Below are 14,959 nucleotides of genomic sequence, written 5' to 3' on the forward strand. Positions count from 1 at the left end.
CTCTTATTTAGAATAATTCCAACTTTAGCTTCACAATGACTGTCTTAATTATCGGGATGATGTGATATGAAATTAAAAGATATTTATGTAATTGTTGCACTACTGTTGTGTAGTGGGTTGGCTTATGCAAACGACTATAATGACGATGCGGTCAAGAAATGCTTTGATTTTGGAATTAAACAGAATGGGGAAAACGCTAAAATTTTGAATATAAAATATTTTAAAAAGAACAGTATTATTATCAATCGTTTTGATCAAAAGCTTGGAAATCAATATATTTCAACAGAAATTATGGGAAAAATTTACAAGAGTGAAAAGGAGCAGTGGAGTTTCGTTTGTTTGCTTGAAGATAGTGATCATGTTCAGTACTTTACGCTTTTAGATGATATGTACTTAAATCGCTTGGATGATCGTCACGAAAACTAATGTATAGATTTGGACTAATTTCAGCTCAGTATTGCTCTTCCTGTTTCTGGAATTTTTGCGATGTCTGCGCGATCAAAGTGCTTAATCATATAGCAACAATCGTTAAAAACGACGCTAAATCTGATACAATATCGCCAATTTTTGAATTCCCATTTTCCAGTTCAAGTACATATTTATAAATGTGTACATAACTGTGTACATATTGTAGATTTTTTATGTTTAAAGATGAATTAGCGGCGCAAGTCGCTCAGCGACGTACCTTCGCTATTATTTCCCACCCCGATGCTGGTAAAACCACAATGACAGAAAAACTGTTATTGTGGGGTAAAGCAATCCAAGTTGCAGGTATGGTTAAAAGTCGAAAGTCTGACCGTTCTGCGACATCTGACTGGATGGAAATGGAAAAAGAGCGTGGTATTTCGATTACCACCTCAGTCATGCAGTTCCCTTATAAAAATCATGTCATCAATTTACTTGATACACCGGGACATGAAGACTTTTCTGAAGATACCTATCGTACTTTGACTGCTGTTGACTCCGCGTTGATGGTGATTGATGGTGCAAAAGGGGTCGAGGAACGGACCATCAAATTGATGGAAGTGTGTCGTATGCGCGATACCCCGATCATTTCTTTCGTCAACAAAATGGACCGTGAAATCCGTGAGCCATTAGAATTGCTTGATGAAATTGAAAACGTGCTTAAAATCCGTTGTGTGCCGATTACTTGGCCATTGGGTATGGGGCGTGACTTCGCGGGTGTATATAACATCATTGAAAATAAGCTTTATGTATATAAAGCGGGTTTTGGTTCGACCATTACAGATATTGAAATTCGTGATGGCTATGACTATCCAGACATTCGTGAAAAAGTCGGTGATCTGGCCTTTGCTTCATTTGAAGAGTCTTTAGAGTTGGTGCAAATGGCGAATGATCCGCTAGATCCAGCGGAGTTTTTAGCAGGTCGTCAAACACCAGTATTGTTTGGTACAGCGTTAGGTAACTTTGCGGTTGACCATGTATTAAATGCATTTATTCAGTGGGCACCACAACCAAAAGCGCATCCAACACATGAACGTACTGTTGAAGCAACGGAAGAAGGCTTCAGTGGATTTGTATTTAAAATCCAAGCCAATATGGACCCAAAACACCGTGACCGTATTGCCTTCATGCGTATTTGTTCAGGTAAGTATGAGAAAGGTTTAAAGATGAATCATGTGCGCATTGGTAAAGATGTGCGTATCAGTGATGCATTGACATTCCTTGCGGGTGAACGTGAGCAACTTGAAGAAGCTTGGCCTGGCGATATCATTGGTTTACATAACCACGGTACCATCCAGATTGGTGATACATTCACTTCTGGTGAAAAGCTCCATTTTACCGGGATTCCACACTTTGCACCTGAAATGTTCCGCCGTGTACGCTTAAAAGATCCATTGAAATCTAAACAATTGCAAAAGGGTTTAAAAGAGCTTTCAGAAGAAGGTGCAACGCAGGTGTTTATGCCGCAAATCAACAATGACTTGATTGTTGGGGCTGTAGGTGTACTTCAGTTTGATGTGGTGGCGTATCGTTTGAAAGAAGAATACAAAGTAGATTGTATTTATGAGCCAGTGAACATCAACACAGTGCGTTGGGTTTCTTGTGATGATGAAAAGAAATTTAATGAATTTAAGAAAAAGGCACATGACCAACTTTCTGTCGATGGTGGTGGGCATTTAACTTATCTCGCACCAAGCCGAGTGAATCTACAATTAATGCAAGAGCGTTATCCGGATATTCAATTCCGTTCTACACGTGAGCATTAAGTTCTGCTAACTTATTGCAAAATGTAAAAACAGCTTCCTTGTGAAGCTGTTTTTGTATCAAAATACAATGCTTTTTGTCCAAAGGGATTTATGCAGTGCAATTTTCAAAAAAAATAATTTCAGTGCTTTGCTTAAGTACAATGGTTTTGGTTGCATGTGATTCTAAAAAAGATCAGGACAAAGATGGTTCTGTATTACAACCCAAACAAGAAGCCGCTGAAGTTTTACCCTATTTAAATATTCAAGAAACCAAAGCTGATTATGCCTTACCGTTTTGTGAAAAGAACAATTGCATTGAAATTGATATTCAAACCATTAAAACCCAAGACAATTGGTTAAATCAGTGGATTGCAAATAGTCAGTCCAACGTGATTCAGGCACAGATTGATTTAAAACAGAATATGACCTTACAACAGGCCATTAATGCTTTTGTCAAAAAGTCAGATACTTGGCAAGAAGAGTTCCCGAAAAATAAAGCCTTTGAACTGCATATGCAAACGCGTATGGCTTCACAACGTAATCAGTATGTTTTGTTGCAAGTTTCAGTCAATAGTTTACAAGCGGATGTCAGTATCAAAGAACGACAATACTTTTTTGTTGCTGACCGGAAATTGAAGAAAAGCTTAAGTATCTTAGATGTGATTGATGCCAAACATCAGAACCAACTGAATACTTGGGTCCAAGAAAAATATGCGGAATGGTTGGAAAAGCAAAATAGTGATGTGAAAAAGAATGCGCCTAAAAAGTTATATTGGGGGCAAGCCGATTGGTTCTTTGATGGTGAAGGTGTTGGCTTACATTATCGCGCCAATGAAATTGTCGAAGATGGTACCCAATTGGATATTTATTTGAGTAAAGAACAGACGCAAAAAATACTCAAGCCTGAAGTGTATCAACGTATGTTCTAAGGTGTATCTTGATTATTCTGCCATTTTAGCTGGATTCTAAAGCGTAACGGTTAAGATCATTGGTCCTTGTTAAATTAATTATATGATCACTAAACTTGAGCCATGTATTGCAATAACGCTTCAATTTTCATACAAATTTTGATTGAGGATTTGTATAGAGAAGAATAGGCTAATGAATATAGAGATTAAAAAATCTTGGCTTTATTCGTTGGATAGGTTTGTGAAATGTTAAATCAAAAAAGTACTTTAGCGCTTTCAATTCTGGTGATCACTTTAGGGTTAACTGCATGTCAAAAATCTGACTCGAAAAAAGCAGAACCAACAGTTGATCAAAGTGCTGCATCTCAAGTGCCTGATACATCAATGTTATTACAGGGTGATACAGAAAAAGTAAAATTGACACTGCCTGAGTGTAATGGCAATACATGCCCTGAGTTTTCTATAGAAAGATTAAAAAGTAATCAGGATTTTGTTGATGAAACGATTGATCAAGCGATTTTAGATAATCTGGATAAAATGCTGGATATCGCGCAATTGAGTAAAGCAAAAAAAGATGCAGATCAGCAACAAACGGCTTCACAAGCTTCAGCAAGTGAGGTGCAAGCCAATAAAACCCCTGTTCAGCAATTGCAAGAGCGGGTGCAACCTTATGCAAATTCATTCCTTGAGATGGATAAAGAGCTTAAAACATTAGGGGCAAGTGGCCAGATCACGATTAGTTTAAGTCCTAAAATTTTAAACTCAGATAAACCTTTAGCGACGGTGGTATTAAATACCAGTAGTTATTTAGGTGGTGCACATGGGGCATCTGCGCAAACCTATTTTAACTTTGATTTGGTGAGTAAAAAACAAGTTGGCTTGGATCAAATTATTGAAGCCAATCAAAAAGCTAAATTTGAAAAATTGGCACATGATGCATTTAAAACTTGGGTCATCGATTCAAAACTTGCTGAAAGCGTCAATGAATATGAACAGGCGTGGAAGTTTACATTATCAGACAATTTCTATTTGGGTAAACAAGGTCTGATTTTACAATATGGTGAATATGATATTGGGCCTTATGTTGTTGGCTTACCGCGTTTGATGATTCCTTACGATCAGTTAAAAGGCGTGCTGAAAAGTCAATATTTCCCAGCGGAGATGCAAGTTGATCAGCCAAGCAGTTCTGCACCTGTTGCAAGTGGGAAAGCGAAATCCTAATGCCTTGGCCTTTGTTTGATACACATACGCATTTTGATGTTCCTGATTTTGATCTGGATCGGGAACAATTGGCGTATCAAGCAAAAAAGGTGGGTGTAGAACATTTGATTTTGATTGGGTTTCTATATGAACGCTTTCAAGATTTGATTGACACTCAGCAATTTTTAAATCAGCTAGATAATGCGCCCCGTAGCCATCTTGCGCCGGGGTTGCATCCCTTTTATATCGAACAACACCGTCTAGAGCATTTAAATGCTTTGGAAAATATACTGAAAACTGAAGCGTGTATTGCGGTTGGTGAAATTGGCTTAGACACGTTTCTTAAACAGCATAAACAAGCTGAAATTTTTCAAAAACAACAAGATTTTTTTTCAGCCCAAATTGAACTTGCCCAACAATACGATAAACCCATTCTTCTACATATTCGTAAGTCACATGCTGACGTGCTTGCAATGTTGAAACAGCACCAGTTTAAACATGGTGGTATTGCACATGCTTTTAGTGGCGGGATAGAGGAAGCAAAAGCCTTTATTAAATTAGGCTTTAAACTGGGTGTCACAGGACAAATTACCAATCCAAATGCCAAAAAATTGCATGCAGTTGTACAAGCGGTTGGTGCAGAACATTTAGTGCTAGAAACCGATTGCCCAGATATGACACCACTGTGTTGCCAGACGTCTGACCAGCAGCATACCCGTAATACACCAGTGAACTTGCCTTTTGTCTTGGCAGGTTTAGCAGAAAGTTTGGCAATGGATCAAGCAACACTGGCAGATGTGTTGTGGAAAAATTCACATGAATGCTTACATATAGCGATGTAAATTTGAATAAAAATAACCAATCAACAACACCTAAAATAAATATTTGTCTTAGATTTAAAGAAGTACTCCAAGTAGCCAATAAGAAAGTTAACGCCAAGCTGGAGGTTCAACCAATGGCAAAATATGGTCATATCAATCGTTTAAATTCTCTACAAGACCTAACTGTAGGGGATACAAGATATAAAATTTTTAATTTAAAACAGGTTCAAGCGAGTTTAGGTGATATTTCAAAATTGCCTAAATCACTCAAAGTATTATTGGAAAATTTACTTAGATTTGAAGATGATCAAACCGTGAGGCAAAGCGATATTCAGGCGATTGTCGATTGGCAAAAAAATAAAACTTCAGATCAAGAAATCCAATATCGCCCTGCACGGGTCTTGATGCAAGATTTTACCGGTGTACCTGCTGTGGTAGATTTGGCTGCGATGCGTGCAGCTGTACAGAAAGCCAATAAAAATCCCAATTTAATTAACCCTTTATCTCCAGTAGATTTGGTCATTGACCACTCTGTGATGGTGGATCACTTTGGGACAGATCATGCCTTCGACGAGAACGTCGAAATTGAGATGCAACGTAATGGAGAACGTTATCAATTCCTCCGTTGGGGGCAGTCTTCTTTTGATAATTTTAGTGTGGTACCGCCCGGAACAGGGATTTGCCATCAAGTCAATTTAGAATACCTAGCTCAAGCTGTGTGGCTGGGTGAAAGTGATGGCGAGGTATTTGCCTTTCCCGACACTTTAGTCGGTACAGATTCACATACCACAATGATCAATGGTTTGGGTGTATTGGGTTGGGGTGTGGGGGGAATTGAAGCCGAAGCGGCCATGCTTGGACAACCGATTTCGATGCTGATTCCAGAAGTGATTGGTTTTAAATTGACAGGGAAATTGCGTGAAGGAATTACCGCAACGGATTTGGTTTTAACCATTACTCAGATGCTACGTAAAAAAGGCGTGGTGGGTAAATTTGTTGAATTTTATGGTGATGGGTTGGCATTTTTACCGCTTGCAGACCGTGCAACCATTGCCAATATGGCACCTGAATATGGTGCAACATGCGGCTTTTTCCCGATTGATGAAATCACTCTAGGCTATATGCGTTTAACGGGTCGTAAAGAAGACCGTATTGCATTGGTTGAGGCTTATTGTAAAGAACAAGGCTTATGGCGTCATACTGGGGATGAGCCTGTATTTACCGATGTGCTTGCTTTGGATATGGGAACCGTCGAAGCAAGTGTTGCTGGCCCGAAACGTCCGCAAGATCGAGTGGCATTGCCTGATATCCCACAAACTTTTAGTGCCTTAATGGCGCTGGATCTTAAACCAGCTAAAGGTGAAGAAAAAGAACGTTTAGCCAATGAAGGTGGTGCAGGTACAGCAATTGATTCAAAACAGTCTGCTCTACAAAATGAAGAACCGCATTGTGTGATTGATGGTAAACGCTATCCATTGACGGATGGTGATGTGGTAATTTCAGCGATTACTTCATGTACCAATACCTCTAATCCAAGTGTGATGTTGGCTGCGGGTTTGTTGGCAAAGAAAGCCATCGAAAAAGGCATTCAACGTAAGCCATGGGTGAAAAGCTCTCTAGCACCAGGCTCTAAAGTGGTGACCGATTATTTAGAAGCAGCAGGGCTATTACCTTATTTGGACCAGTTGGGTTATAACCTCGTTGGTTATGGCTGTACCACATGTATTGGTAATTCAGGACCTTTACCTAAACCGATTGAAGACGCTATTCAGTGCCATGACTTGAATGTTGCATCGGTACTTTCAGGCAACCGAAACTTTGAAGGGCGGGTACATCCACTGGTAAAAACCAATTGGCTTGCATCACCGCCTTTGGTGGTTGCGTTTGGTTTATTGGGTACCATTCGTAGTGACATTACCAGCACAGCATTAGGGCACGATCAACAAGGTCAACCAGTATATCTCAAAGACATTTGGCCGAGTCAAATCGAGATTGATGAGGTGCTGCAAAAAGTTAATACAGCGATGTTCCATAAAGAATATGCGGCAGTTTTTGATGGTGATGAAAAATGGCAAGCAATTCAAATCCCTGATTCTGAAACCTATGAATGGGATGAAAACTCAACGTATATTCGTCATCCTCCGTTCTTTGACGGTATTGATCAACCCGCGAAACCAATTAAAGATATTCTCAATGCAAATATCTTGGCCGTTCTTGGTGACTCAGTCACAACAGATCATATTTCTCCAGCGGGGAATATCAAGAAAGACAGCCCAGCAGGTCGTTACCTAGAAGCGCAAGGTGTCGATCAAAAGGACTTTAACTCTTATGGATCTCGTCGTGGTAATCATGAAGTGATGATGCGAGGAACCTTTGCCAATATTCGTATCAAGAATGAAATGCTCAATGGTGAAGAGGGCGGCAATACCCTCTATATCCCGACAGATGAGAAGTTAGCCATTTACGATGCTGCGATGAAGTATCAGCAAGATGGTACGCCGTTGGTCATCATTGCAGGTAAGGAATATGGTACAGGTTCATCACGTGACTGGGCGGCGAAAGGCACCAATCTTTTAGGAGTAAAAGCGGTGATTACTGAAAGCTTTGAACGAATCCATCGTTCAAATCTGGTTGGTATGGGGGTTTTACCGTTGCAATTTGTGGATGGTCAAACCCGTCAATCACTTAACTTAACTGGACATGAGCAACTGTCGATTTATGGTCTTTCTGATGACATACAACCGCATGAAAGTTTAGATGTGGAAGTTAAACGTGTCGATGGTTCAATAGATCGTTTCAAAGTGTTATGCCGTATTGATACTTTGAATGAAGTGGAATACTTTAAAGCAGGTGGTATCTTGCATTATGTACTGCGTAATTTAATCGCTTCATAGCCTAATCAATAAATCACGATATATTTCAGTTCTCCAAGCCCTGTATAAAATGCAGGGCTTTTTTTATTGTGTTGGAGCAAGACACACTGTCGATAAATGAGTAAAATAGCGGGGTATTTTTGAGTTGATACTAGACATGACTGAACTTTTCCAAAATGATGAATATGAGCGCCGTTTTGCAGGTGTAGCCAAAATTTATGGAGAAGAGACATTCAATCGCTATGAAAAAAGTCATGTCATGGTGATCGGTATTGGTGGGGTTGGCTCATGGGCGGTTGAGGCCTTAGCACGTACAGGGATTGGCGAGTTAACACTGATCGATATGGATTCAGTGGCTGCTTCAAATATCAACCGACAGCTGCCTGCAATGACCTCTACTTTAGGCCATGAGAAAATTGAAGTCATGGCGGAACGTTGCCGTTCAATTAATCCTCGGATCAAGATCAATTTGATTGATGATTATCTCAGCCCAGATAATGTAAAAGAAATTCTAGAAAATGTTCCCGATATTATTTTAGATTGCATCGATGACGTTAAAGCAAAATTTGCACTTATGCTACATTGTCGTTTTAATAAAATTCCTTTGATTGTTTCGGGTGGGGCAGGTGGTAAGCTTGATCCTTTAAAAATTCGTGTTGCTGATTTATCTAAAACAGAACAAGATCCGATGCTTGCAAAATTAAGGAGTCAGTTGCGCGCCAAAGGCATTTGTAAGAAACCAAAAGAAAAATTTGGCATTACGTGTGTGTATTCAATTGATAATCCTTTTTCCAGTGCTGATGTGTGTGCGAGTGCAGGCTTGCGTTGTGGTGGATATGGTTCGGCTGTGGTGGTGACTTCTAGTTTTGCGATGGTCGCCGTTGCAGAAGTGTTGAAAAAGTTAGATCGGATCAAATAAGCGCTTGGTATTTTTAAGTAAAAGTTTAGATGCATTTAAAAATCATAAAAATTCAGTTAAATTAATCTGAAATAAACGCAATAACAGAGAACAATCAAAGTGAGTTTTTTCAAAAAGTTATTTGGAAAGAAAGAACAACAAATACAAATCAATCGAAACCGCTATGCTGAATTTTGGCAATGGTTTGAGCAGCATCAACAGGATTTCCATCGTATTGTGGATGAGTTAAATCAAGATATGATTCAGGCGGATTTCTTTGATAAATTATCGCCTGAATTGGCCAAAGTTCATGGTGGAATTTTTTTCCTTACCGGGATGCTTGACCCACAAACAGCTGAATTGATTTTAACGCCAGATGGTGTTGTGGCAAATATTGTCTTTGTAGAGGAGTTGGTGGCAGCAGCCCCTGAAATTCCTGGCTGGAAATTTACCGCACTTAAACCCGCAAGTGATATTCAGCAAACCAGTATTGGTATGCATGGTTATGAATTTAGTCAAAAAACGCTATCGTTTTATTTAAAAGACCATGAAGAATATCCAGATGAAACTGATCTCGTGGTTGTACATGATCAATATAATGAAGCTCAAAAAGCTGAATTCTTACAAGCGGTTTATATCTTTTTGGATAATTATTTGGGCGAATATGATTCGATCACAAAGCTAGATCAAGTTTCGCTACAATTCAGACAAGATGCTGAAAAAGAATTAATGCCTATCGATCGTTTAAAGAATATTTTAATTTTAAAGAACAGTGAAATTTCTCGCTTAGACAAAATAACCCGTTCAAGCACTGATGACGATGAATATATCAGTTTGGAGGGGGAGACCAATGAAGGGTTGCCTTTGGTGGCGATCTTAAACAGTACCCTTTTAACATGGGATCAAAAGGCTTCTCATTCGTGGATGCTGCTGATAGAAATACCTTATGCTGGTCAGAACTCAAGTGGTATGCCGTCTGCAACAGATTATGAGTTGCTTAATGAGATTGAAGAAGAATTATTAAATGAGCTAAAGGATTTTGAAGGATATTTAAATATTGGACGAGAAACTGGTAATAACTTAAGAACCATGTATTTTGCTTGTAAAGAGTTTAGAAAACCCGCCAAAGTTATAGATCAGGTTGTTGAAAAATATCAGAACAACTTTGAAATCGATGTCAGCCTATTTAAAGATAAATATTGGCGTTGTTTAAATAAGTTTGGTCGTTAACTATGCTGAAAAGTCGCTTGAAATGCGCTATAGCATTCAGACCATAGACATGGACAGCTTAGAGAATGAAGCGGCTTTTTAATCGACCTATCCCCGATATTAAAATAACCCTATTGGCGATCCTGTTGATTGGCGGAATTGGATATTATCTTTATTCAACGGTTCGTCATTTTCAGGCGGTCAACCAATTGGATGAAGCTAAAACAATAATGCGCGATATACAGAACTTGTTGGGATGGTCAATCCTTCAACCTCAAGCGGATGCAATTCAAGTCTGTAATTTGCAAAATATCCAACAGATCAGCAAACAAGAAGAGTTTCAAAAGATCAAGCAACTGTTGGGCTGGAATGTCAATATTCAACAACACAGCAAATATGTTGAAAGCATAAACGTGTATGCTGCGCCTGATTTACACGGCTGTATTATACATGCTCATTTTCGAAAAGACGCCTTTGTGAGTGATGAGCTTGCTGGCAAGTATATTACTTACCAATATGATTTTAAAAAAAGCACCACAACATGCGTCACCAATATAAAAAAGTATGCTTTAGTGAAATCTTGCACGCGCTTGTAAAAAACATACTTTATCTGTTCCGCTCAATCAGTCCTGTAAATAAATAAACTCAGGCTGTTGGGGCACTTTGCCTGTTTGTTTTGCGATAAAACCATCATAAAGATTGAGTAAAACAACAGCGCAAATAATACAAATAAAAACCAGTAATTGTTTGGATATGCTCATACTATTTCTCTCTGATCTAAGTCGCTTTAAGTAAAGTCTAGTGAAATTAAACAATCTAATCTAATATAGAAAAAAGCAGGATTGATCTAATTTTGAGATGAATATGGCGACGTTCAAACAATTTAATTATTTGATTAGAATCGTAGAGGAAGGTGGTTTTATTGCAGCTTCTGAAAAGCTGTTTATTGCCCAATCAGCTTTAAGTCGTCAGATCAAGCTTTTAGAGGACGAAGTAGGATTTGAAATTTTTGACCGCAGTGATAAAAAAATAAAACTCACTCAAGCAGGGCAGTTCTTTTATGCTCAAATTAAAAATAATTTACTGAACTTAGATCATATTATTGAAAATGCTAAAGATATTGCAGATGGACAAAATCGACTCATTAAAATTGCACACTCAAGTACTATTACCATGAGCTTAGAAAAAGTCAAAGTATTTGATCAAACCTCAAAGCATCTGAATGTTAATTTCGAGATCAACAACTTGTCATCTGAAGACCAAATTCTTGCACTGATGAAAGGAAATATTGATGTTGGTTTTATTCGCCCACCTGTTTTAAATCGCTTAGATGAGTTACATGCAACCACGCTCTACCCTGAACCTTTGTACGTTGCACTTCATCAAAATCATATGCTAGCTTCAGAACGCAGTATTAAAATCCAACAGTTAAGACATGAAAATTTTGTTTCTACACCGCATGCAGAACGGGGCGGATTAAGTTATTTGGTTGCAAACCTTTGCCTAAGTGCTGGTTTTTCTCCAAAGAAAGCGGCGGTTCAGTCCCGTAAAGTTTCACAATTGCAATTGGTGGCTGCTGAAATTGGAATTTGTATTGTTCCTGAGGAATTTAGGCATATTCTACCTAAACAGGTACGACTGATTGCTTTGGACGCTGAAAATGCATGGTCTGATGTTGTGATGGTCTGGAGTAAAAATGCAGATGGTGTCATTCAGCGATGTACTGAATACATGATCAAACAGTTTCAACGATGATCTTTAAAGACCATCGTTTGATTGAAAAGATAGCTATGGATTAAGATTATATTGAGTTGTAGAAATTTTCAGTCGTGATCAGACAGACTGTTCACGAATATAATCTTCTGTACGCTTCATGGCTTCTTTAATATTGATAATGGCATTTTCAACATCTGCAAATGTTTTGGCATTACCGCCACTTAAAGCCTGACGCCATTTACGAGCACCGGGAAGATTTTGGAATAAGCCTAAAATATGGCGTGTAATAATCGATAGAGGTGCACCTTCTTGCATACGTTTGGCAATATAAGGCAGCATTTGATCGATAATATCAAAGCGATCAGGTAAGTCTAAGTTCCAGAGTTGACCTAATTCTGCCAAGAGGTAAGGGTTGTGATAAGCCTCACGCCCAATCATGACTCCATCAACATGCTTTAAATGTGTTTGCGTTTCAGCGAACGTTTTAACCCCACCATTGATCTCGATCAGTAGCTCAGGACGCTCTTGTTTTAAACGATACACATCTTCGTAGCGTAGTGGTGGAACATCGCGGTTTTCTTTTGGTGATAAACCTTGAAGCAATGCAATACGGGCATGTACGATAAAATTATCACATCCAGTTTTCGCAACGGTATCGACAAAATGTAGCATCTCTTCATAAGATTGCATGTCATCAATACCTATGCGGTGTTTTACAGTAACTGGAATATCAACTGCATTACGCATTTCAGCAATACATTCTGCAACCAAGTCAGGCTCTGCCATTAAGCAGGCACCAATCTTATTGTTTTGTACGCGGTCACTTGGGCAGCCCACATTTAAATTGATTTCGTCATAACCCCAGTCTTGCGCCATTTTGCTACAAGTTGCAAGATCTTTCGGATTTGAACCACCGAGCTGTAGAACAATTGGATGTTCTTCATGGTTATAGTCCAAATGACGATTTGCTCCACCGTAGATAATGGCACCTGTAGTAACCATTTCTGTATAGAGGATAATATTGGGGTTAAACAAACGTGCAAAGAAACGATAGTCACGAGTTGTCCAATCCATCATCGGAGCGACCGAAATACGAGGCGTTAAAGATTGGAGCTCAGACATACAGTCAACCTGAAAAAGATAGAAAAAAAGCAAGTGCGGATTATACGTGCTTTATTTTAAAATCAATAGCCATACTCAAAAGATAGAATTTGTAAAATTAATGAATATTAATTTTTTGTATTTGCTTAGAACCCCGATATGGCAGAGTTATATGAAATTTGCATAACTCCACCAATATGTTAAAGCTGTGCGAGTTAAAACTACAACAGCATACCACCAGAGGCTTCTATTCTCTGACCTGTGATCCAGTTAAATCCTTCACTAAAAATCGCAGCGATTGCTTTTCCAACATCATCCGCTTCACCAACACGGCCTAATGCCGTGATAGATGCGATCATCCCCTGAACTTGTTCACTATTGCGGACGGCACCGTCTCTAAAATCAGTCGCAATAGCTCCGGGCGCAATCGTGTTGACACGAATCCCTTTGGAGGCGAATTCTTTTGCCATATAACATGTCATGACTTCTACAGCGCCTTTTGCCATGGCGTATGCAGCTGACCCAGGCATAGAAAAGCGTGTTAGACCAGAGGATATATTTACAATATGACCGCCATTTTCAATGAGTGGTAGCAATTTTTGAGTGAGAAAAAATGGACCTTTCACATGGATATTGAGCATATCATCTAGATCATCAATACTAGTTTCTTCAATACTCGTATGTAAACCTGTCCCAGCATTATTGAGTAGGTAGTCAAAACTTTCACGACCAAATTGCTCTTTTAATACGAAACTCAAGCTTTTTACCAAATCATCAAATAATGTGATATCTCGAATATCAGATTGAATGGCAAATGCGTTTTGACCTTTTTCTTTAATCTTCTCAACCACGTCTAGAGCGGCTTTTTCATTGCGATGATAAGTCAAAATAATGTCAATATTTTGCTCAGCGAGTTTAAGCGCTGCATCTCGTCCTATTCCACGACTCCCTCCGGTGATGAATGCGATTTTATTCATGTACTGACCTCATATTATGCTGATTAACTGTTGATAAAATTAAAGTACAGGAATTAATTGTCTTGATAAATGTAAGTAATCAGATAAGACTGTTCATAAATAATGAACAATTGGAAGTGATGTATGGATAAGATTGAGACGATGAAACGTTTTATCGCTGTTGTACAAAATGGTAGCTTTACCCGTGCTTCAGAACAGCTCAAGATTCCTAAGTCAGCAATCTCTATGTCAATCACTAAGCTTGAAGATCATTTAAAAACTCGTTTACTTTATCGAAATACAAGACACCTTTCTCTTTCAGAAGCAGGTCAGCGCTATTATGTCGAATGCTTAAGATTATTGGATGAGTTAGAAGGCTTAGATAACCAATTTCAACAACAAAGTGAAGAACTCAGTGGTGTGATTAACATCGATATGCCAAGTCGGTTTTTTTCTAGCGTGGTGGCTCCCCATCTACCTGCATGGTTTCAACAATATCCAAAAACACAGATTAAGCTGCTTGGCGTTGATTATCGTATTGATCCTATCAAGGAACGAGTAGATTGCGTAATCCGTGGAGGTCAGCTTGAAAACAGTAATTTAATAGGACGCCATTTGGGTATTATGGAAATGGTTAATTGTATTAGTCCCAGTTATGCGGAACATTACGGTATACCAACATCATTAGAGGATCTTAAAAATCATTATATTGTTGATTATTCTCATGCTGACACCCAGTCGCAAAATGCTTTTGAATACAATCAAAATAATCAAACCTACCTTGTACCAACTCCAAGTCTAATCAGTGTCGGCACAACGGATGCCTATTTAGCTGCAGGTTTAAATGGACTAGGGATTATTCAAATTCCCAGAATTGGTGTTAGACAACAATTGGCAAATGGTGACCTTATTGAAGTATTAACAGCGTTTACCAGTGCACCGATGTCTTTGTCGATTTTATATGAATCGCGAAATAATCAACCCCGCAGACTAAGTGAATTTATTAATTGGTTGATTCTTCTATTCAAAAAAATGAATCACGATACACTGTAGTTTCACTAAATGAA

Annotated in this window: 14 protein-coding genes; 11 read left to right on the forward strand and 3 right to left on the reverse strand. The window is 38.7% G+C overall.

What is annotated here, in order from left to right; translation table 11 throughout:
• Positions 1-66 precede the first annotated feature (66 nt).
• The 9 genes from AC07WY_RS09510 (at position 67) to AC07WY_RS09550 (ending at position 10,715) form a co-directional block, all read left to right on the forward strand.
• Positions 67-426, forward strand: coding sequence for a hypothetical protein (locus tag AC07WY_RS09510; RefSeq protein WP_494736258.1), 360 nt, complete (start codon positions 67-69; stop codon positions 424-426).
• Positions 427-641: 215 nt separating this feature from the next.
• Complete coding sequence (locus AC07WY_RS09515; protein ID WP_004723253.1) at positions 642-2,231, forward strand: peptide chain release factor 3; 1,590 nt, start codon at positions 642-644, stop codon at positions 2,229-2,231.
• A gap of 140 nt (positions 2,232-2,371) precedes the next feature.
• Positions 2,372-3,139 (forward strand): hypothetical protein, encoded by a 768-nt coding sequence (locus AC07WY_RS09520; RefSeq protein ID WP_270382754.1) that lies wholly within the window; start codon positions 2,372-2,374, stop codon positions 3,137-3,139.
• 225 nt (positions 3,140-3,364) lie between these two features.
• Positions 3,365-4,339, forward strand: coding sequence for an RsiV family protein (locus AC07WY_RS09525; RefSeq protein ID WP_494736259.1), 975 nt, complete (start codon positions 3,365-3,367; stop codon positions 4,337-4,339).
• A complete protein-coding gene (locus AC07WY_RS09530; RefSeq protein WP_494736260.1) occupies positions 4,339-5,160 on the forward strand; it encodes a TatD family hydrolase in 822 nt (273 codons plus the stop codon). Before AC07WY_RS09525 ends, AC07WY_RS09530 begins: the two co-directional genes overlap by 1 nt.
• A gap of 113 nt (positions 5,161-5,273) precedes the next feature.
• Positions 5,274-8,033 (forward strand): aconitate hydratase AcnA, encoded by a 2,760-nt coding sequence (gene acnA, locus AC07WY_RS09535; RefSeq protein ID WP_494736261.1) that lies wholly within the window; start codon positions 5,274-5,276, stop codon positions 8,031-8,033.
• A 136-nt stretch (positions 8,034-8,169) separates the two neighbouring features.
• Positions 8,170-8,931 (forward strand): tRNA threonylcarbamoyladenosine dehydratase, encoded by a 762-nt coding sequence (locus AC07WY_RS09540; RefSeq protein WP_494736262.1) that lies wholly within the window; start codon positions 8,170-8,172, stop codon positions 8,929-8,931.
• Between the two features lie 99 nt (positions 8,932-9,030).
• A complete protein-coding gene (locus tag AC07WY_RS09545; RefSeq protein ID WP_494736263.1) occupies positions 9,031-10,140 on the forward strand; it encodes a DUF695 domain-containing protein in 1,110 nt (369 codons plus the stop codon).
• 65 nt (positions 10,141-10,205) lie between these two features.
• Entirely contained in the window at positions 10,206-10,715 is a 510-nt protein-coding gene (locus AC07WY_RS09550; protein ID WP_494736264.1) for a hypothetical protein, read from the forward strand.
• Between the two features lie 27 nt (positions 10,716-10,742).
• On the opposite strand, the gene AC07WY_RS09555 is transcribed toward AC07WY_RS09550, so the two are convergent.
• On the reverse strand, positions 10,743-10,880 hold the full coding sequence (locus AC07WY_RS09555) for a hypothetical protein (RefSeq protein WP_167468923.1): 138 nt from the start codon (positions 10,878-10,880) through the stop codon (positions 10,743-10,745).
• 103 nt (positions 10,881-10,983) lie between these two features.
• On the opposite strand from AC07WY_RS09555, the gene AC07WY_RS09560 reads away from it, so the two are divergent.
• Positions 10,984-11,874 (forward strand): LysR family transcriptional regulator, encoded by an 891-nt coding sequence (locus tag AC07WY_RS09560; protein WP_262085012.1) that lies wholly within the window; start codon positions 10,984-10,986, stop codon positions 11,872-11,874.
• A gap of 78 nt (positions 11,875-11,952) precedes the next feature.
• On the opposite strand, the gene dusA is transcribed toward AC07WY_RS09560, so the two are convergent.
• Both dusA and AC07WY_RS09570 read right to left on the reverse strand, forming a co-directional pair.
• Positions 11,953-12,957, reverse strand: a complete 1,005-nt coding sequence (gene dusA, locus AC07WY_RS09565; protein ID WP_154130081.1) for a tRNA dihydrouridine(20/20a) synthase DusA — start codon at positions 12,955-12,957, stop codon at positions 11,953-11,955.
• A gap of 200 nt (positions 12,958-13,157) precedes the next feature.
• Positions 13,158-13,913, reverse strand: coding sequence for an SDR family NAD(P)-dependent oxidoreductase (locus AC07WY_RS09570; protein WP_494736265.1), 756 nt, complete (start codon positions 13,911-13,913; stop codon positions 13,158-13,160).
• Between the two features lie 123 nt (positions 13,914-14,036).
• On the opposite strand from AC07WY_RS09570, the gene AC07WY_RS09575 reads away from it, so the two are divergent.
• A complete protein-coding gene (locus AC07WY_RS09575; protein WP_244014955.1) occupies positions 14,037-14,945 on the forward strand; it encodes a LysR family transcriptional regulator in 909 nt (302 codons plus the stop codon).
• Positions 14,946-14,959 lie beyond the last annotated feature (14 nt).

This window comes from Acinetobacter sp. GW821-FHT01C12, from assembly GCF_059422625.1.